The sequence below is a fragment of the Bradyrhizobium sp. JYMT SZCCT0180 genome, assembly GCF_018130165.1.
GTDB lineage: Bacteria > Pseudomonadota > Alphaproteobacteria > Rhizobiales > Xanthobacteraceae > Bradyrhizobium.
Genome location: NZ_JAFCLZ010000006.1, coordinates 62,092 through 81,726, shown reverse-complemented (window position 1 = coordinate 81,726; position 19,635 = coordinate 62,092). Strand labels below are relative to the sequence as shown.

The 19,635-nt window shown below is 62.0% G+C and carries 17 protein-coding genes; 4 read left to right on the top strand and 13 right to left on the bottom strand.

Annotated elements, in window-relative coordinates; all coding sequences use genetic code 11:
* Window positions 1-46 precede the first annotated feature (46 nt).
* From JQ641_RS10515 to JQ641_RS10485, 7 genes are all read right to left on the bottom strand, one after another.
* Window positions 47-742, bottom strand: coding sequence for an ABC transporter ATP-binding protein (locus JQ641_RS10515; protein WP_192735040.1), 696 nt, complete (start codon window positions 740-742; stop codon window positions 47-49).
* Complete coding sequence (locus tag JQ641_RS10510; RefSeq protein ID WP_211995901.1) at window positions 742-1,491, bottom strand: ABC transporter ATP-binding protein; 750 nt, start codon at window positions 1,489-1,491, stop codon at window positions 742-744. The genes JQ641_RS10515 and JQ641_RS10510 overlap by 1 nt, the downstream gene beginning before the upstream one ends.
* On the bottom strand, window positions 1,488-2,789 hold the full coding sequence (locus JQ641_RS10505) for a branched-chain amino acid ABC transporter permease (protein WP_211995900.1): 1,302 nt from the start codon (window positions 2,787-2,789) through the stop codon (window positions 1,488-1,490). Before JQ641_RS10505 ends, JQ641_RS10510 begins: the two co-directional genes overlap by 4 nt.
* Window positions 2,786-3,733, bottom strand: coding sequence for a branched-chain amino acid ABC transporter permease (locus JQ641_RS10500; RefSeq protein ID WP_211995899.1), 948 nt, complete (start codon window positions 3,731-3,733; stop codon window positions 2,786-2,788). The genes JQ641_RS10505 and JQ641_RS10500 overlap by 4 nt, the downstream gene beginning before the upstream one ends.
* 74 nt (window positions 3,734-3,807) lie before the next feature.
* Complete coding sequence (locus tag JQ641_RS10495; protein WP_249150330.1) at window positions 3,808-5,052, bottom strand: branched-chain amino acid ABC transporter substrate-binding protein; 1,245 nt, start codon at window positions 5,050-5,052, stop codon at window positions 3,808-3,810.
* Window positions 5,053-5,080: 28 nt separating this feature from the next.
* Entirely contained in the window at window positions 5,081-5,935 is an 855-nt protein-coding gene (locus JQ641_RS10490) for an NAD-dependent epimerase/dehydratase family protein (protein WP_211995898.1), read from the bottom strand.
* A complete protein-coding gene (locus JQ641_RS10485) occupies window positions 5,932-6,372 on the bottom strand; it encodes a nuclear transport factor 2 family protein (RefSeq protein WP_211995897.1) in 441 nt (146 codons plus the stop codon). The genes JQ641_RS10490 and JQ641_RS10485 overlap by 4 nt, the downstream gene beginning before the upstream one ends.
* 90 nt (window positions 6,373-6,462) lie before the next feature.
* Here JQ641_RS10485 and pdxR point away from each other — a divergent pair, with 90 nt between their 5' ends.
* Complete coding sequence (gene pdxR / locus JQ641_RS10480; protein ID WP_211995896.1) at window positions 6,463-7,920, top strand: MocR-like pyridoxine biosynthesis transcription factor PdxR; 1,458 nt, start codon at window positions 6,463-6,465, stop codon at window positions 7,918-7,920.
* A 218-nt stretch (window positions 7,921-8,138) separates the two neighbouring features.
* On the opposite strand, the gene JQ641_RS10475 is transcribed toward pdxR, so the two are convergent.
* On the bottom strand, window positions 8,139-9,050 hold the full coding sequence (locus JQ641_RS10475; RefSeq protein ID WP_211995895.1) for a LysR family transcriptional regulator: 912 nt from the start codon (window positions 9,048-9,050) through the stop codon (window positions 8,139-8,141).
* Window positions 9,051-9,168: 118 nt separating this feature from the next.
* Between JQ641_RS10475 and JQ641_RS10470 the strand changes: the two genes are divergently transcribed.
* Together JQ641_RS10470 and JQ641_RS10465 are read left to right on the top strand one after the other, a co-directional pair.
* Window positions 9,169-10,845, top strand: coding sequence for an FAD-dependent oxidoreductase (locus JQ641_RS10470; RefSeq protein WP_211995894.1), 1,677 nt, complete (start codon window positions 9,169-9,171; stop codon window positions 10,843-10,845).
* A 61-nt stretch (window positions 10,846-10,906) separates the two neighbouring features.
* Window positions 10,907-11,887, top strand: coding sequence for a Bug family tripartite tricarboxylate transporter substrate binding protein (locus tag JQ641_RS10465; protein ID WP_211995893.1), 981 nt, complete (start codon window positions 10,907-10,909; stop codon window positions 11,885-11,887).
* A gap of 114 nt (window positions 11,888-12,001) precedes the next feature.
* Here the strand turns inward: JQ641_RS10465 and JQ641_RS10460 are convergent, their stop codons facing one another.
* The 5 genes from JQ641_RS10460 to JQ641_RS10440 all read right to left on the bottom strand — a co-directional run bounded on the left by JQ641_RS10460 (window position 12,002) and on the right by JQ641_RS10440 (window position 18,394).
* Window positions 12,002-12,904, bottom strand: a complete 903-nt coding sequence (locus JQ641_RS10460) for a Bug family tripartite tricarboxylate transporter substrate binding protein (protein ID WP_211995892.1) — start codon at window positions 12,902-12,904, stop codon at window positions 12,002-12,004.
* A gap of 154 nt (window positions 12,905-13,058) precedes the next feature.
* A complete protein-coding gene (locus JQ641_RS10455; RefSeq protein ID WP_211995891.1) occupies window positions 13,059-14,030 on the bottom strand; it encodes a Bug family tripartite tricarboxylate transporter substrate binding protein in 972 nt (323 codons plus the stop codon).
* A 72-nt stretch (window positions 14,031-14,102) separates the two neighbouring features.
* Window positions 14,103-15,836: a thiamine pyrophosphate-requiring protein gene (locus tag JQ641_RS10450; protein ID WP_211995890.1), complete on the bottom strand. Its 1,734-nt coding sequence runs from the start codon at window positions 15,834-15,836 to the stop codon at window positions 14,103-14,105.
* A 76-nt stretch (window positions 15,837-15,912) separates the two neighbouring features.
* Window positions 15,913-17,514, bottom strand: coding sequence for an FAD-dependent monooxygenase (locus JQ641_RS10445; RefSeq protein ID WP_211995889.1), 1,602 nt, complete (start codon window positions 17,512-17,514; stop codon window positions 15,913-15,915).
* Window positions 17,515-17,629: 115 nt separating this feature from the next.
* Window positions 17,630-18,394: an IclR family transcriptional regulator gene (locus tag JQ641_RS10440; protein WP_211995888.1), complete on the bottom strand. Its 765-nt coding sequence runs from the start codon at window positions 18,392-18,394 to the stop codon at window positions 17,630-17,632.
* Between the two features lie 188 nt (window positions 18,395-18,582).
* On the opposite strand from JQ641_RS10440, the gene JQ641_RS10435 reads away from it, so the two are divergent.
* On the top strand, window positions 18,583-19,569 hold the full coding sequence (locus JQ641_RS10435) for a Bug family tripartite tricarboxylate transporter substrate binding protein (protein WP_211995887.1): 987 nt from the start codon (window positions 18,583-18,585) through the stop codon (window positions 19,567-19,569).
* The last annotated feature ends 66 nt before the right edge of the window (window positions 19,570-19,635 follow it).

Genomic DNA, 19,635 nt, shown 5'->3' with positions numbered 1-19,635 from the left:
CCGACGGCACCTAACCGGTCCGGGCGTTGAAGTCCTCTGCAAATCGTCAAACCTCGAGCCATTCGCGGCGGATCGCGCCGTTGGCCTTGAGATCGGCCGGCGTGCCCTCGAACACGATGCGACCGTGGCCCATCACATAGAGCCGGTGCGAGATACGCATCGCGATCGACAGCTTCTGCTCGACCAGCAATATCGCGACGCCGCGGCGGGCAATTTCGGCTATGAGATCGCCGACCTGTTGCACGATAATGGGCGCCAGCCCCTCGGTCGGCTCGTCGATCATGACAAGCTCGGGGTCGCCCATCAGCGTGCGGCAAATCGTCAGCATCTGCTTTTCACCGCCGGACATCACGCCAGCCGCCGTATCGGCGCGCGCAGCGAGATTGGGGAACATCTCCAGCATGTCTTCCAACCGCCACTTACCCGGCTTGCGGGGATCCTTGATGCCGAGCATCAGGTTTTGCCGTACAGTGAGCCCGGGAAAAATGTCGCGATGCTCGGGTACGTAGCCGAGGCCAAGATGGGCGATCTTGTGACTGGGCAGGCCCGCGATATTGTGGCCCTTGAACAGGATGCTGCCATGCGGCTGCACCTCGCCGATGATGGCCTTGACGGTCGTCGAGCGGCCGACGCCGTTGCGGCCGAGCAGGCTGACCACCTCGCCCGCATCGATACGCATACCGACGCCTTGCAGGATGTGGCTCTTGCCGTAATAGGCGTGCAGATCCCTGACCTCCAGCATCAGGCGGCCTCCTCACCGAGATAGGCTTCCTTGACCTTTGGATTGCCGCGAATCTCCTCCGGCGATCCGGAAGCTATGATCTGGCCGTACACCAGCACCGAAATTCGGTCGGCGAGACCGAACACCACGCTCATGTCATGCTCGACGATGAGGAGGGTGCGGTCTTCCGTCAGGCGGCGGATCAGCGCCACAGCCCGTTCTGTTTCGGCATGGCTCATGCCGGCGGTCGGCTCGTCGAGCAGAATGACATCGGCGCCGCCGGCGATGGTGATGCCGATCTCAAGGGCGCGCTGCTCCGCATAGGTCAGTAGACCGGCAGGAACGCCGCGCCGGGCAGTGAGGCCGATATTCTCGAGAACCCTGGTGGTCCGCTGGCGCACGTCGGGCAGGTTGTCGATGTTCTTCCAGAACGCATAGCGGTAACCGGTCGCCCAGAGCACAGCGCAACGGAGGTTCTCCCACACGCTCATACTGGCAAAGACGTTGGTCACCTGAAAACTGCGTGACAGCCCGCGGCGGTTGATCTGGTACGGCGGCAGGCCGGAGATCACCTGGTCACGCAGCAGGATGCTGCCGGCGGTCGGTTTCATGTAGCCGCTAATCAGATTGAACAGGGTGGATTTGCCGGCCCCGTTCGGACCGATCAAGGCATGGCGCTCGCCCGGCGCGACCGTCAGGTTGACGTTGCGGATCACCGATGTGTTGCCGAATCTCTTCTCGACCGCGCGCAATTCGATCGCGGAGCTCATGCGGGGATTCCTTGTTCGCGCGCTGCGCCGGTCGCATCATCCCAGGCGTGCCGGACGCGTGTCCAGGTCCTGCGCGCGACCAGAAAGCCGCCGATCAAGAGCACCGCCGACATCGCCCAGACATACCGGCTCGCCGCGTCGAAACTGACGCCGAATGCCTTGATGCGAGAATCGTCGCCGGAGTTGACAGCGTAGTGCACCGTTACCTCGATCGCGACGATGAAGCCGGTCAGCATCGCCGCCGTGGGCACAAAGGCGATGAAATAACTGGGCAGCACCCTGCCGAGCGTGCCGGCCTCCAGCAGCGGACGATGCATCATCAACAGTCCGGTGATGCCGCCCGGCGCGAACATCACCACCGCAATGAAGATCAATCCGAAATAGAGCTGCCACACAGCCGTCAGATCGCTGAGGCCGAGCGAAAGGAGCGTGACAAAGACCGCGCCGACGATCGGACCGATAAAGAAGCCGACGCCGCCAATATAGGTGGCGAACAGCACCGTTCCCGACTGCACGGCGCCAAGGTAGGCCGAATTGGCGATCTCGAAGCAGATCGCGGCAAGCGCGCCCGCGATACCGGCAAAGAAACCGGAAAAGCAGAACGCCAGATAGCGCACGACGTGCGGATCGTAGCCGACGAACTGCACCCGTTCCGGATTGTCGCGTACCGCGTTGCACATTCGGCCCAATGGCGTGCGGGTGAGGGCGTACATGGCGATGACGGCGATCAGCATCCACGCCGCGACCAGATAGTAGATCTGGACCTGCGGCCCGAAACTCCAGTCGAATACGCGGAACAGCCTGGTGCGGTTGGCGGAGATGCCGGATTCGCCACCGAAGAATGTACGCAGGATCAGCGCCGACGAAGCGACCAGTTCGGCGACACCGAGCGAGATCATCGCAAAGGCGGTCCCGCTACGCCGGGTTGAGACCCAGCCGAGCACGACCGCAAACAGCAATCCGGTCAATCCGCCGATCAACGGCACCACCGGCAGCGGGATCGGCAGCTTGTTGGTGCCGATGATGTTGATGGCATGAATCGCCAGGAAACCACCGATGCCGTAATAGACCGCGTGGCCGAACGACAGCATTCCGGTTTGACCCAGCAGCATGTTGTAGGACATCGAGAAGATGATGGAGATGCCGACCAGACTGAACGTGGTCAGCGATCCACCGGAGCTGAACAATTTTGGCAGGATCAGCAACGCGATCGCGACTGCAAACAACAATCCACGGAATTTGAGCTTGTCGGCGGCGGCCGGATAAAGAGGCACTGTGCTTGAGATCGTCTCTCTCATGTATCGCGTGTCCCTAGCAGGCCCATAGGGCGGAAGATCAGGATCAGCACCAGCAGCGCGTAGGGTATCACCGGTGCGATCTGCGCGATGGTTACCCCCCAGATATCGGCAAGCCACGTGGGCTCATCGGCGGCACCGAGCGGGCCGAAGGCGCCGGCCAATGAGCCGTTCATCGAGACGGCAAACGTCTGGATCAGGCCGATCAACAACGATGCGACGAAGGCGCCAGGCAGAGAGCCGAGCCCGCCGACCACGACCACCACGAACAAAATGGGTCCAAGCGATCCGGCCATGTTCGACTGCGTTACCAGCGCGGGGCCGGCGATGACACCAGCGACGGCCGCAAGTGCGGTGCCGATGCCAAACACCAGCATGAAGATGCGTCCGACGTTGTGGCCGAGATGGCCGACCATATGCGGGTGCGTCAACGCCGCTTGCACGATCAGGCCGATCCGCGTCTTCTTGAGCGTGATGAGCAAGGCGGTGAAGATCGCGACGGAGACCAGCAACATGAACATCTTGTAGACGGGGTAGTTGGTGGAGAAGATCGTGAAGGCCGGAAAGTCCAGCGAGGGTGGTACGCGGAAGTCCACCGGGCTCTTGCCCCAGATGATCTGGACGAGTTCTTCGATTGCGAACGCCAGGCCGAACGTGAACAGCAGTTCGGCGACATGGCCGCTGTTGTGCACACGGCGCAGGCCAAAGCGCTCGACGCCGGCGCCGATCGCTCCGGCCAGCAACGGCGCGATCAGCAGGGCAGGCCAGAAGCCGAACCATCGGCTGATCTGATATCCGAAGAATGCACCGAGCATGTAGAAGCTGGCGTGCGCGAGATTCAGCACTCCGAGCATACTGAAGATGACGGTAAGGCCGCTCGCCATCAAGAACAGCTGCATGCCGGACAGCACACCATTGAGCGTGGAGATGACAATCAGTTCAAGCACGACACCCCGCCTGGAGATTGGTATCCGCGTCCGCCCACGGAGTGGTTCGGGGCGAACGAGCTACACGCGAGCGATCAATTCGGCCGTTCCATCTTGCAGGTGGTCGGAAGCATGGTTTGGGCGACCGGGATCATGGCCACCGTTTTCCAGCCCCAGCCGGTGTTCTCCTCATCGTACTTGGTGGCCTCCGACACCCGCGTGAAGGAATAGACGTAGAGGTCCTGCATGTACTGGTGATCGGCTGGCCGCATGAGACCTTCCGCGCCCAGTGCAGAGCGATGCTTCATGGCATGGAGGCGCTCGGCGATCGTCGTGGCGCTGGGCTCCTTTGTTTCGTTGATGGCCCGAACCAGCATCTCCACGACATTGCGAATGTTGAGGTACCGCCAGTCATGTCCGTACTTCGCCTTGAATTCGGCTGCGAAACGCTCCATCTCGGCGTTGGGCACATTCTGGTGCCATTCGCCAATGTTGAAGACGCGTCCGTCCAATCCCGTCCGCATCACGGCTGTCGGGCCGCCTGCGCTGCCGGCGTAGTAAGTAAACCAATCGGCCTTCAGGCCGGCGTCGGCGGCTGCCTTGAGCAAGAGTGCAAAATCGTTACCCCAATTGGCCGTGATTACGGTGTCCGCGCCGGAGGCCCGGATCTTGGCAATGTAGGGAGAAAAATCAGTAATCTTCGCGAGTGGGTGCAATTCGTCGCCGACGATCTCGATGTCCGGTCGCTTCGACTGCAGCATCGTTCGCGCCGTTTGCCTCACCGACTGTCCCAGTGAGTAATCCTGATTGATAAGATAGAGTTTCTTGATCGGCGGGCGGTCTTTCATGAAGTTGGTCAGGGCTTCCATCTTCATGTTCGAATGGGCGTCGAAACGGAAGTGCCAGTAGCTGCACTTCTCATTCGTCAGAACCGGATCGATTGCAGCATAGTTCAGGTACACGACATTCTTGCCGGGGTTGCGCTCGTTGTGCTTGTTCACGAAGTCGCTTATCGCGGCGGCTACAGTGGAGCCATTTCCCTGGATGACGATCTCGGCGCCTGCGTCGATTGCTTTCTGAACCTGGATCACGCTGTCCTGCGTGGAGAGCTTGTTGTCATAGGTATCCAACTGGAGACGGTGTTCACCCAGCGCGGCAGTCGCATTGGCCTTGTCAATGAGAAACCGGAAGTGGTTCAGCGCAGCTTCCGTAATGCTGGCCATGCCGCCCGAGAGCGGATCGATGAAGGCAAGCTTGATGGTCCGGGCGTGGGTTTCGGTTGATCCCATGGCAATCGCTGCGACCGTGGCGACCACTGCGCATACAAGTTGACGACGCATCGTGTATCCTTTCTCGGTTCAATGGGTATCAGCGAGCCAGGCCCGCCTGAACATTGGGATAGCGGGGCGCCCAATCGAGCGTCTCGCGGAGGCGACGATTGCTGGCCCGAAAGGAGGGCAGCGTGACTGGCCCCCCGAGGGGAGGGACGGCGGCCTGCACCGTCGCGGCGGCGTAGGTCAGGAGATCGCGCCAGGAAGACGGATGATCGTCGCCTACAAGAAACGTGCTTCGCGGGGCCGCTCGCTCGACCGCCACAGCTGTTGCATCAGCCATGTCGGCGACATGAATGAGCGAGGCGAATTCGGTGCCGTCGCCAGGGATCTTCAGCGTTCCTTCCGTTGCTCGCGCGAACCAGTCATCCTCCCGGCCTGTTCCGGGACCATAGAACAGGCCGCCGCGCAGGATGATCCATTGACGATCGGAAGCGGTCACCAATGCTTCCATATCGACGGCGGATTGCGTGATTGAAGTCGGTCGGACAGCTGACGATTCGTCGATCCAGCTGTCTCCGGCACCAGCGTGAATCATCGCTATGCTCTGCTGAACGAGCCGGCCTATGCCGGCAGCGCAACAGGCGTCGATCACGGCACGCGTTCCTTCGCGACGAATGCGATCGTTCAGCGCAAAGTCGGGCGTCTGGCCGGGACGCGGAACGGACGTGGCGAGATTGATGACGGCATCACAGCCGGCAAAAGCCACCCGGAGCGAGTCAGGATCAAAGACGTCTGCGCCCCGCACTTCAGCACCGCAATGTGCGAGGGATGCGGCATTCTCGGGCCTGCGTATCAACGCGCGGACGCGATGTCCCCTCGCGATGAGGCGAGGCAGGAGATGGCGTCCGTAGACGCCACTTGCGCCAACGACTGCGATCACCAAACTCACGCGGCTTCGCCCATATACGGCTTGCGGTTTGGTTGACCCAGATGTTCCAGCAACTCATCAAGGCTGTAATAGAAGCGCTCTCCCATCATGAGACCGTCTTTAAACGAGACGATCACGACGAAGCGAAGTTTGAATATGCGCTGGGTGGCGGGGACCCCCAGGAATGGACCGATATGGCGGCACGAGAACCCGGTTTCGGCGATCAGCGATCCGTCGTCTGCCCAGGCGCGCCGTCCACTTTCCACCGTGGTGTCGAGGCCGTTCCACCATTCGTGATAATGATCCCTTGCGCCTTCGTGGCCACGCCATACCCGCCCCATCGCCAGATCTTCGAACACGCATTCCGGATGCAGCGTCGCCAGCGTGCCGGCCATGTCGTGCGCGCTTTCGGCCGCTACGTGCCGGGCAACCAGTTCGCCGCGAGTCTTCAGGTCCATCCATCGCTCCCGTTTTGAGAATGAGGCTGGACAGTAGCGATTTATTGGGTCAGCCTATTGTGCCATTTTGTTCAGTTTAATTGGACCATTATGACGAAGGTAAAATCCGGTGGACGGGCCCTCCACCTCGCTGCCGCCGCACAGGGGCAGGGCAGATTTGCGACGCTGTACGCCTCGTTACGGCAAGCGATCGCCGAAGGGCGTCTGCCTGCCGGTGCGCGGCTGCCATCGACACGGGATCTGGCGAAGCAGGAAGCGGTCGCCCGAGGCACCGTCATTGCTGTTTTCGAGCAACTTAGCGCAGACGGGTTCTTGACCTCGCGGACCGGCGACGGGACCTACGTGCGCGCAGCCCCGGTACAGATCCTGAAACCTGCAGCCGACCACCGGGGCGGCTTCAGGAAGCCGTCGATCCGAACACCCCAGAGCAGTCCCTTTCCGGTCGGGGCAAGCGAACCGCGTCCCTTTCGCGCCAACGTTCCCGCTATAGATCTCTTTCCCCGCGCGATCTGGGGGCGGCTTGCGGGGCGTTATTGGCGCGAAGTTTCGCCTCGAAAACTGGGCGACAGCGACCCCAGGGGGCACATCGGGTTACGCGAGGCCTTGGTAGAATATTTGGCTGTGAGCCGAGGCGTTCGCAGCGAAGCCGGACGCGTATTCATTGTCCCGGGCACGCAGGCGGCACTCGATCTGATATGTCGCGCCGTCCTCGAGCCCAACGGCACGGTCTGGGTTGAAGATCCCGGCTATGTCGGTGCGCGGCAGCTCGTCAGGCAATGGGGTGCAACCGTTGTTCCCATTCCCGTCGACGACGAGGGAATGCGCGTGCCAAAGGACGTGCCTGTGTCGCAACGGCCCCGGCTGGTTCTCGTTACACCGGCGCATCAAAGCCCACTTGGCGTTACGATGTCCTTGCCCCGCCGCCACGCGTTGCTTGATCAGGCAAGACGCGCCGGGGCATGGATCTTTGAAGACGACTACGATGGCGAACTGCGATACGGCCTGCGACCGCTCAGTGCCTTGCAGGGCATCGACCTCGACGGATGTGTGATCCATGCGGGCACGTTCAGTAAAACGCTGCTTCCTTCACTGCGACTGGGTTACATGGTGGTGCCGGATCGCCTCGTGGAACCGCTGATGTCGATGATGTCGCTGACGTTGCGGTTCGTTGCGCCGATGGAGCAGGCAGTACTCGCCGAGTTTATCAGCCTCGGGCATTTTGGCCGCCATATTCGACGCCTGCAGGAGGCTTACGCGACGCGGCATGCGATGCTGCGAAGCGAATGCAACCGTCTTTTGTCCGGCTCAATCGAACTCAGCACCGCGGCGGCAGGCCTGGATGTGGTCGGTTGGTTGCCGCGTGGAACGTCCGACGTTGCCGTTTCCCGCACATTGATGTCGAGTGGAATTGAAGCGCGGCCGCTCTCCCACTATCGCGTCCGGCGAGGAAGACCGGGTTTGTTGTTGGGTGCGGCTGCGTTCGACGAGGTTGCCATTCGGGGCGCGGTCAGTCGTATGGCGGCGGCACTCGAAAACTCTGACCGCTGATGATCCCGTGCCTGGGTTATCTGCCGGGCATATGCCGGGTCGATAAAAACGTCGATCGGGTGATTGGCAGCCTTTCTGCAAATCTCGGCATCGAACCTCCTGACCTCTGTTGCCGGATCCTATCTCGCGCTGTCTGTCGTTGCCTCGCGGTCTACCTGGTGTTCGGCGTCAATGCAGCATTTGCGCATTGGAGTGGATCGTCGCCATACCACCGTGGGTTATGGCAGATCCCCCGCTCGGGACTGAGTGAGGACGGATCGCGCGATCGTGACCAAGGCTTTCGCTGCTGGCGACAGCGTTCTGCCTGTACGTTGCAGTAGCGACACCTGTCGCGTGATGGCTGGTCGCGTAAGGGGCTTTGCGATCAGCATCGGAAACTGGTCGGCCGGCAGCATTGTCGCCGGAAGAATGGCGAGCCCAAGTCCCTGCGCAGTCATCGCAAGCGCGGTGTTTATCAAAGTTACCTCATAGGTCGGGACCAGTCGCTTGCCTTGCTGTCCCAACGCCTGATCGATCTGCATGCGAATTCGCGTTTCGCGTCGCATCGCGATCGTTGGTTGGCGCGCTAGCTCATCCCATGTCAGGGAACGCCGCGCGGCGAACTCAGCCGTGTGACGACCGATGGCGCTGAGGCGCCCGCCGACCAGCGCTTCGATCTTCATTTCCGCAATTTCGCCCTCGACGCTGCCGATCGCAAACTCCGCATCCGTGGCGATCATGCGCGGTACGAGATCGTCGGCTGCGACGTCGCGCATGTCGATCTCGACGTCGGGATAGACGGCGCGAAATCTGGCAAGCACCCGTGGCATCAGCGCGGACGCGGCGCCGGCCGATGCGAGGAACGCGACGCGGCCGGCGCGCGCCTCGGCAAGATCGCGCATGCGCCGCGACAGCCCCTGCGCATCGCCGAGCATGCGATCGGCGGCATGAATGGCCTCATGCGCAGCCAGGGTCGGCTGCACCGCGCGTGTGGTGCGATCGAACAGCTTCACGCCGAGCTGGGCCTCGAGCTGCTGTATCAGCAGGCTCGTCGCCGACTGCGTGATCCCGAGCTCGCGCGCGGCCCGGGTAATGCTGCGCGCGCGATAGACGCCGGTGAAAGCCCGCAATTGCCGCAAGGTGACATTCATATGGAAATCTCATGAATTGATAAATTCTTTCAGGCTTATCTCATAAACGAAACCATCCTAGAATGCACCCTGGTCCGCACCGACGGGCAGCGGCAGTCAAAAGAGACGAGGGGGGCGGATGAGGACGCAGGTACTGGTGGTGGGCGCGGGACCGGTGGGACTCACCGCGGCCATGGATCTGGCGTCGCGCGGCGTCGATGTCGTGGTGGCCGAGATCCGGCACGCCGGCGACCCGCCCAGCGTCAAGTGCAATCACGTCTCGGCGCGCTCAATGGAGGTATTCCGCCGGCTTGGCGTCGCCGCAAAACTCCGCGACGCGGGGTTGCCCGCAGACTTCCCGAACGACTGCGCCTATCGGACCACGGCCACGGGCATCGAACTGTGCCGCATCGAAATTCCCGGCCGCTCGACCCGCTACAGCGCAACCGGTGGCCCCGATACGTGGTGGCCGACGCCCGAGCCGCCGCACCGGATTAACCAGGTTTATCTCGAACCGATCCTGTTCAGCCACGCCGCCGCCCAGCCGCGCATCACGATCCTGGCGCGGACCGAGATCGTTGAGATCGCGCAGGATGACCGGGAGGTGGTTGCGCTGGCCCTCGATCTCGACAGCGGCAAGTCGTTCCGTATCGCGGCATCCTTTGCCATCGGATGCGACGGCAGCCGTTCTCTCGTGCGCAAGTCGATCGGCGCGAACCTGTCGGGGACACCGGTCATCCAGCGTGTGCAGTCGACCTATGTCGAGGCCCCGCAGCTCAAGGACCTGATGGGCGCGCACAAGCCAGCGTGGATGGTGCTCTCGCTCAACCCGCGCCGCTCGGGCACCACGGTTGCGATCGACGGTCATGACCGGTGGCTGATCCACAATCATCTGAGGCCCGACGAACCGGAGTTCGACTCAGTCGACCGCGACTGGGCAATCCGCAGCATCCTCGGCGTCGACGAGCGTTTCACGTACAGGATCCTGAGCAAGGAGGACTGGGTCGGACGCCGACTGGTAGCCGATCGCTTCCGTGACCGGCGAGTCTTCATCTGCGGCGACGCCGCGCATCTGTGGATGCCCTATGCGGGCTATGGCATGAATGCCGGGATCGCCGACGCCGTCGACCTCTGCTGGCAACTGGCCGCCCATTTGAACGGATGGGCGCCGGCCGCGATTCTCGATGCGTATGGGGCGGAGCGCCAGCCGATCACCGAACAGGTGTCTCGCTTTGCGATGGACCACGCCGTCGCCATGATGGCGCAGCGAGGCGGTGTATCCAACGAGATCGAGGATGATACGCCGCGCGGGCAGGCGGCGCGTGCAACGCTTGCCAAGGCGGCCTATGATCTCAACGTCCAGCAATATTGCTGCGCCGGGTTGAATTTCGGCTACTACTATGATGTCTCGCCGATTATCGCCTATGACGGCGAAACCCCGCCGCCCTATACGATGGGCAACTTCACGCCGTCTGCGGTTCCCGGCGCGCGCGCGCCGCATCTGTTTCTGCGCGACGGAACGTCGCTCTATGATTCATTCGGTCCGGGCTACACCTTGATGCGGTTCGATCCGACGATCGATGTCACGCGGTTGCTCTCCGCCGCAGAGGAACGAGGCGTTCCGCTCGCGGTGGTCGAGCTGTCGATTGATGAAGCGAACGGAGCCTATGGCGAGAAGCTGATGCTGGTGCGGCCGGATCAGCATATCGCCTGGCGCGGTCAGGTTGTGCCCGAAAATCCGGAAGCGTTGATTGCACGCATCACCGGTGCGGCCGGCGCGAACGTTAGAATGGCTGACATAGCACTGCCGGCCTGACTGCGGCGCCGATCGCAGCGATCGGAAGTTTGCTGCTGGAAGAACAGCTTGGGGACGAAACATGTTTCACAGCGGAAAGAATCGTATCCTGGCCGCGCTGGCCGGCGCGGCGCTAGCAGTCCTGCCGTCGCAGGCCGGCCATGCGGCCTACCCGGAGCAACTGATCAAGATCATCGTGACGTTCCCGCCCGGTGGCAGCGCCGATATCGTCATCCGCGCGCTCGAACCGCTGGTTTCGGCCGACCTCAAGCAGGGCCTCGTCATCGAGAACCGTGCCGGGGCCGGGGGCAACATCGGCATGACTGCGGTCGCTCAAGCCAAGCCGGATGGCTACACACTCGGCGTGGCGCCGGCCGGCGCGCTGACGGTGAATCCGCACCTTGGCCCGACGATGCCTTTCGATCCGAAAGACCTTGTTCCTGTTACCCTGCTCGCCGAGATCCCCTTCGTGCTGGTGGCCTCGGAGAAGGTGCCCGCGCGCACGGTGGCGGAGACGATCGCGCTCGCCAGTGCGAAGCCGGGCGAGTTGTCGATTGGTCACGGCGGCAACTCGACCGCAATGCATCTAACCGCGGCCTTGTTCGCGCAGAAGGCCGGCGTTCGGATGGGACTCGTGCCGTATCGCGGGACCGCGCCGGCAACGGTCGATGTGCTGGCGGGGCACGTACCCTTTGCGGTACTCGACATCCCGGCGTCCCGGCAGCTTATCCTCGAAGGCAAGCTCAACGCGATCGGTGTTTCGTCCGCGCGACGTATTCCGTCGTTGTCCGGTGTGCCGACGCTTGTCGAGGGTGGCATTGCCGGCTTCGAAGCCGTCGGTTGGTTCGGACTGGTCGCGCCAGCTGGCACACCTGCGGACATCGTGGCCAGGCTGAACGAGGCGTTCGTGAAAGCGTTAAAGGATCCGTCGGTTATCGAGAAGATCCAGTCTCTTGGCGCCGAGCCCGCGCCAACGTCGCCAGAGCAATTTGCACGCTTCATTCAAAGCGAAAGCGCAAAATGGGGCAAGCTCGTCAGCGAGGCTGGAATCAAGGCCAACTAGCAGCAACGAGCCCAGGAAGGTCCTGCTCGATCGCGGTCCCCGGCAGGCATCATTTGGCCAGCGTCTGCTGGGCTATCCCGAACGTAATGTGTGCAATGGCGCCTCAAGCCATATCTATTTCTTCCCCGCCTTTGCGACGACCGTTCCCCATTTCTGCACCTCGTTCTCGATAAATCGTGCAAATTCATCCGGCGCCATTGGCAACGGATCAGAGCCCAGCGCGCGGATTCGCTCGACGATTGCCGGATCCTTCAGCGCTTTCACAAACGCCGCGTTGATTCTCGCGATTGCATCGGCTGGAGTTCCGGCCGGCGCCACGATGCCGAACCAGCCTGTAGCTTCAAAACCCGGGACCCCCTGTTCGGCAAATGTCGGAATATTTGGAAGACGTTGATATCGATGCGCCGAAGAGACGGCGATAGGCGTGATGAGACCGCCCTCGATCGCCGCTATCGCCGATGGAGGATCGATCACCCCGAGCGACATATGACCGCCGATCAGATCGGTAACTACCGGAGCCATACCGCGATAGGGCACCAGTTCCAGCCTGGTATCGGCCATCTGATTCAACATCTCGGTTGTCAGGTGCATCAACGTGCCGTTGCCCCCGTGACCGATTGCAAGCTGGTTTGGCTGCTTTGCCATGGCGACGATGTCGCGAAGCGTCTTTCCCCGCAGCGAATTGGAAGCGGCGAGGATGAAAGGCACTGACGCGAGACCGGTAACGGGCGCAAGGTCCTTGCGCGGGTCATAGCCCGTGTTCTCCTGGACGCCGAGGCTGACGCCGAGACCCGCCGCGCCGCCTAGTCCGATCAGATAACCGTCAGGCGGCGCCTTGGCGACCATTCCGATGGCGATCACGCCGCCTGCACCCGGACGATTTTCAATCACCAGCGTCTGCCCTAATTGCTGTTCGACGGTCGGCTGTACGATGCGTGCGATTGCATCGGAACTTCCGCCGGCGGGAAACCCGACGACGAGGCGGATCGCACGTTCGGGGTAGGCGCTCGCAGCCATGCCATTCCCAGCCGCGGCCCACTGGCATGCGAGTACGATCGCTATCACTCCCCTTGATACGCTTCTCATGATCCCTCCCGATGTCTGTTATGAGGCCCGCACGCCAGCCAACCGATTTGGATCGTCCTTGTGCCGGCAGCCCGTACATGACGGTCTACTGGGTTATCTTGATATTGCCGGCGCGGGCGACCGCTCTCCAGCGTTCGAGATCCGTCGCGATGATGCGAGAAAATTCCTCCGACGAATTGCCGACGGATTCGATGTTGAGCGCCTGCAGGCGGGAAATTACGTCCGGCAAGCGCGCGATGCGGACGAATTCGGCCTCCAGCTTCCTGACAATGTCGGGTGGCGTCGCGGCGGGCACGAATATGCCGCTCCACAACACCGCTTCGACGTCAGCGCCCGCTTCCTTCATCGTTGGCACATCGGGCAAGCCGTCCATCCGCTTCGGTGCGGCAACTGCCAGCGCGCGGGCGAGGCCGCCATTGACCTGGCTGGTCACCGGTCCAGAATCGGCGATCGTCGCGGTCACCTCGCCGGAGATCACAGCGGTAACGGAATCGTTGGCGCCCTTGTAGGGGATCATCTGCATCGGCGCGCCGGTCTTCTGCTTGAATAGCTCGGTCGCGAGTTGGAAGGCGGCGGAGGAACTCGAATAATTCGCCTTGTCCGGATTCGCTTTGGCGTAGGTGACGAGATCGGCCAACGACTTGAACGGCGACGCCGCGTTGACGATCAGGATCAGTGGAAACGAGCCAAGCTCGGACACCGGGGTGAAATCCCGCATCGTGTCGTAACTCAGCTTCTCGTAGACTGCCGGGTTGATCACCATGGCGCCGCTGGCACCGACCAGCAGCGTATAGCCATCGGGTGCAGACCGCGCGACGTATTCGGTGGCAAGGATCGCACCCGCGCCGGGCTTGTTTTCAATGACGACCGGCTGGCCGAGATTTTCCGACAGTTTCTGTCCGACGATGCGGGCGATGATGTCGTTGCCGCCGCCCGCCGTGAAGCCGACGACGATGCGAATAGCGCGGGTCGGATATTTCACCTCGTCGGCAGCTTGCGCGAAACCGGAATAGCTTAAGCAGATGGCGGCAAGCGCTACGCGGCGGAAGTTTTTCATGATTTCAATCCTTCCAAGACAGAGTGCATGAAATGCGCAATTTGGTGCATGGCGAACAAACCTGGATTGCCGCTAGAGCGGCGTGATTTCGACATGCAGGACGGCGGAGATGCCACCGTCGACGGCAGCGAGGCAGCGATCGACCGCGGCGGCGAGTTCATCCGGCTCGCTGACGAATTCGCCATGTGCGCCGAAGGCACGGCCAATATCGGAGAAGCGTCGTTGCTCGCCCTGCCGGCCTGAGCGCAGTTGCGATTGAAACGAACCGGTCTGGGCGGCGACGCCCTTCGGATAAACGCGCTGTACCGATGATTTCACCGCCTGCCAGCCGCCATTGTCGAGCACCACCGTCAGGATCGGAATTTGATATTGCTGGGCGACCGCGAATACCGAGTCCGGCGACGAGAAGTGAAACGCGCCGTCGCCGATAATCTGCACGATGCGGCGCTCCGGCTGCGCCAGCTTCAGCCCCAACGCCATGCCGCCGCTAAAGCCGAGCCCTCCACCGGCAAGGCCGACATAGCTGTGCGGCTGCGTGCGCCGGATCTGCTCCTGCACCAGCGGCGCATTGCGGATCGCTTCGTTGACGACGATATCGTCCTGCGACAACGCACGGTTCAAGGTTGCGAACAGATAGGCGGCGCTGAGTGCGCCGGGCAGGCCCTTGTTCTCAGCCACAGTTGCGCGGCGCCTCGCCGCTGCATCGCGGGTAGCGCTCCAGCCGGCGATGCGCTCGGTGACGCGCTTGCGATAGAGGTCATCGGCGCGCGCCTCGACCACCTCGAGCACCTGCCGCAGAACAGTCGCGCAATCGGCTTGAATCCTGATGTCGGTCGGGAATCCCCACATCGGGAAATCCGACTTCAGCGGATCGATGTCGATCTGGATCCAGTCGATGGCTTCGATGCGCTTGGCGTATTGCGGCACAAAAGGCACGTCGGTATCGAGCAGCAGCCCGACGTCGGCCTGTTCCAGCAGAGGCATCGGATCGAAGCCGGCAAAGCAGGGCGAATCCTGCGAGACGTTGAGATCGATCGAGTTGAACTCCGCGATCCGGATGCCGCAGGCCAGCGCGAGGCGTTCCAGCGCCGATACTGCGTCCGCATTACGCCCGAGATAGGCCGTCAGTGCGATCGGATTTTCTGCCGCCATCAGCCGGGTGGCGATGGCCTCGACGCGGGCCTGCTCGATACCGCCGACCGTCACGCAGCCATAGCGCGCGGGGCGATAGGCCGGCATCTGCGCCTCGTCCCATTCCTCGGCCAGCGTCTCGCGCGGCAGCATCATGTAGACGGGCCCCGGTGGATCGCTGTGCATGAAGGCGCCGGCGCGGGCCAGCGCTTCCTTCACGACGACACCCGACGGCAACGAGTATTCCCATTTGACATAGGGCCGCACGATGCTGGCGATGTCGAAGGGATCCTGCACGAAGTGCACATAGGTGTCGCGCGATCCGGTCAATTCGCCATGCAGCGTGTAGGGCGCACGCCCGGCGAACAGCATCACCGGCAGCCGGTAACGAAACAGGTTCTGAATGGCCATGCAGGCATTGGCAGTTCCGGCATCGACATGCACGAACACCGCCTGACCCTTGCCGGTGGCCAGTGCGTAGCCTCCAGCCATATGAACGGCGACGATCTCATGCGGGCAGAGGATGATCTCGGGGTGCTTGCGGCCTTCGCGGTCCCATCGCGCGATCTCCTCGATCAGCGAGACATGGTCGGTGCCGAGGTTGGCGAAGATATACTCAACGCCGAGGTCGACGAGTCCTTCGAGGAAATAATGCGCGGCACTGTGACGGCTCATACCCTTGATTCCCTGTGTTTCCTTGCCGGCTTTCGGCTTTTTGTTTTCTTGTTTGACGACGGAGCTGGCGCAGGCGTCAGGGGTGGCCGCCGATCATGCGGCGGACAATACTGGCGGCGTCCGTCACCTCACCGTCCGATGTCCAGGCAATGAATTGATCGGGCCGGACCAGGACCAGCGTCGCCTGGTAGAATTCCCGGCCTTCCGCGCTGGCGTCCCTGATCAGCTTGAGCGGCACTCCGCTGGCCTCGGCGGCGCGCTGGATTTCAGCGACAGCGACGTCCGGCGCGCCGAAATCGAGCAGCGTAAAACCGGCGCCCAGCTCCTCGAAGACGTTGCGGCCCGACCCGAGCTGGCGCGGCGCCAGGTGATGTCCGGCCCGGGCTGCGAATTCATGCGAGCCGATCGCGCTGCAGCTGGCGCCGGGCGGACCTGCGACGATCGACGATCCCTCGTAGTTCGGCTCGAACGAACTGACCTCGGAACGCGCACCGGATGAGCGCGCCTGCCATTCGGCTTCGAATGCATCCCTATCGATCGCGGGGTCGAACTTGGCCAGGAAATCCTTGTCGCTCTGGATCGCCTTTTCGATGAAGTCCCGTGCGGTCGACACGAACACCGGCCGCCGTTCCTCGCCGTAGGTATCCAGCAGATCTGCTCCGGCCCAGCCCTGCAGTGCTGCGGCAAGCTTCCAGCCGAGATTGGCGGCGTCTTCCAAACCGGTGTTAATGCCGTAGCCGCCATAGGGCGGATGGCCATGCGCGGCGTCGCCGGCGATAAAGACGCGCCCGATGCGATACTGATCTGATATTGCGACGCGCAGATCCCAAAAGCCGGTGTGTTCGAACTCGACGTCGAATTCCTCACCGACCGCTGAATACAGATAGCGGCGGAAATCGAAATTGTCCCTGGTGGTGCCGAGAGGCACCGGCGCATGGAAGAACCAGGTGGTGCCAAGGTCGACGCGCCCGAAGAATTGCCAATAGCCCTTCAGATCGGGATGCAGCACATTGTAGAATGACTTGTTGGGGAAGCGTTCGAGCAGCCTGTGCAGGCCGGTCGAACGGAATACCAGCAGCACCATCAGCCGGTCGTGGTCGGACAGGGTCTGGGTGATGCCTGCCGCGTCGCGTACCAAAGAGCGACTGCCGTCACAGCCGACCACATAGTCTGCCTGCAACGTGCGACGACGATCGCTGCTGCGCTCGGTTATCGTCACCCGCACGCCATCTGTGTCCTGCTCGATGCCGGCGGCGCTCCAGCCGAAGAGTGTCTCGACGCTTTGCAGCTGGCTCAGGCGATGCCGCAACACCTCTTCGGTGGCATATTGCGGCAGCCGTTCGTTGTCGGTGAAGTAATAGGGCCGCACCAACTCGCGCTGCAGCCAATCATATTTGTAACCGCTCAGCAGCGTGCCGTAGGAGGTCATGCCGCCGATGCCGTAGTCGCGCGGTATGGTCCGCGCAGCACGAAGTTCCGGCTCCGCGCCCCAGAAGTAGAAGTGCTCCAGCGTGCGCTGGGTCAGGTTCTGTCCCTTCGGGATCTGCTGCGGACTGCTATAGCGCTCGACCAGAATGCACCTTACGCCGCGCTGGCCGAGTTCGATCGCAAGACCAAGACCAACGGGCCCGCCGCCGACAATGACGACTTGCGTTGTGACGGCGGCGGGCTTGTTCATCCTGGCTTCTTGCTATTGGCGTGAATTCTTTACCCGCCGAGCGCGAGGCGGGCGTGCAAAATGAGAACAGGACTGTCGCCAAGTCAAGGATAATCTCACAATATAAGATTATGGTCTAGTTTTTTGGCTGTGCCGGGGCCTGATCGGCCGAGATCTGGAGCGCCACGCGGCGGACCTCGGCACCGATCTGATCGATCAAGGCGCCGGTCACCAGGCTGCCGGAAATGGTGACGCAGACGCTGGCGATCGGATAACGGCGGTCGTCGAAGATCGGCGCGGCGATGCCGACCGCGCCGGGCGTGACCTCGCCATAGGCGACGGAAAATCCGGCTTTGCGAACCTTCTTCAGGCTTTTCAGGACGTCCTCGGCGTCGTCGCCGAGGCCGACCGAGCGTAGGTCGGCGAGGTTGCGCTCGACCAGCGGCAGCAGCTGCGGTCGCGGCAGAAACGCCATGATTGAGCGTGCGATCGCGCCGCGCCCGAGCGGCATCGGTCGTCCGCGGGGATAGGAGCTGATCGGGTTTTTGGCGGAAGATTCAGAGACCACGCACAGAATCTTGTTGCCGTACCAGCGTAAAACCATGGCGGTGCAGGAATAAGCCGCAGTCAGTTCTTTCAGATGGGCCACACCGTGCAGCACCAGCGCGTCGGAGCGGCGCGTCAGGTAGTCCATCTCGACGACCTTGGGCCCCAGCGTGACCCCGGAGTTGCGGCTCGACATCAGGAAGCCGGCGTCCTTCAGGATCTTCAGATAGCGGTACAGCGTCGGCCGGCTATAGCCGAGCTCGCGCATCAGATCCTCGGGCATCCATTCCAGCCGTTCCTCGGAAAACACCTCAAGAACCGCCAGTACCCGTTCCAGACTGTTCGTTGGCTTCATGCCTCGGGCCGCATGGTCTGACATCGCTCCAATTTAGGCCAGCGGCCCGCCGCGCTTTGCTCCGCTCACATCAGATACTTTTTCCGGTTTGGCGGAATCAAGCTTGAACTGGCAGATTATCGGTTCATAATCTCATAATAAGAGATTTTATGCCAGAGGCCGCCCGTTGGCGTGGATGGGGAAACATCGTGACGATCTATTCTGCAGGCTGGACGCCTTCACGCCGCACAATCCTGGGAATTCTGGTCACGGCCCTGGCCCCGCTAAACGTGGCGCATGGGCAGTCGCAACAAACAATCCGGGTCAACGTTCCGTTCTCGCCAGGCACAGGTCCCGATCTGCTCGCGCGCATTCTCAGTGAAGAATTGCGGCAGCGATGGAATCAACCCGTCATCGTCGAGAACAAGCCGGGTGCAAGTGGCAACATTGGCACAGATGCAGCCGCACGCGCAGCTCCCGACGGCCACACCCTTCTGGTCACCGTCAATACTTTCGTGATGAATGCAAGCCTCTATCGCTCGATCCCCTACGACCCCGAGAAGAGTTTTGAACCGATCGCGGAGATCGCGACCGGCGTACTTGCGCTCGTTGTTCATCCTTCGCTCAACGTCGCCACGTTCCCGGAACTAATCGCACTTGCTCGCAGCAAGCCGGGGGAAATCAATTATGCTTCCCCCGGCCGAGGCACACCACAACATCTCGCCATGGAGTTGTTGAAGCTGACGGCGAAGATCAACCTGACACACATTCCGTACCCCGGCTCCGCCGGCGCCGTGAAAGACCTCGCGGGCGGACACGTCTCGGCGATGTTCATACCGATCCATACCGCGCTTCCTCTCGCGGAAGCGGGGCAAATTCGCATCCTCGCCGTCGGCAGCCAGGCTCGGGCGCAGCGTGCGGCGCAGGTGCCGACGCTTGCCGAACTTGGCGTCACCGATTTCGACGTCGATTTGTGGTATGGGGTGCTGGCCCCGGCCGGTACACCGAAGGCGATCGTTGACCGCTATAATGCGGTTTTCAATGAGATACTGGCCCAACCGGGCGTACGCGAAGTGCTCGACCGACAAGGCTTGATCGCTCAAGGCGGTCCGCCTGAACGATTGGCAGAGTTGATCGCCAAAGATCGCCTGCGCTGGGCCAAGGTCGTGAAGGATGCCCAGATCACTTCGGAATAGCTTTGAACGAGATCCACCAAGGCTTTCTCGCGTAGGCTTTGAGGCAAAGTCGCCTCAGGAGAACGA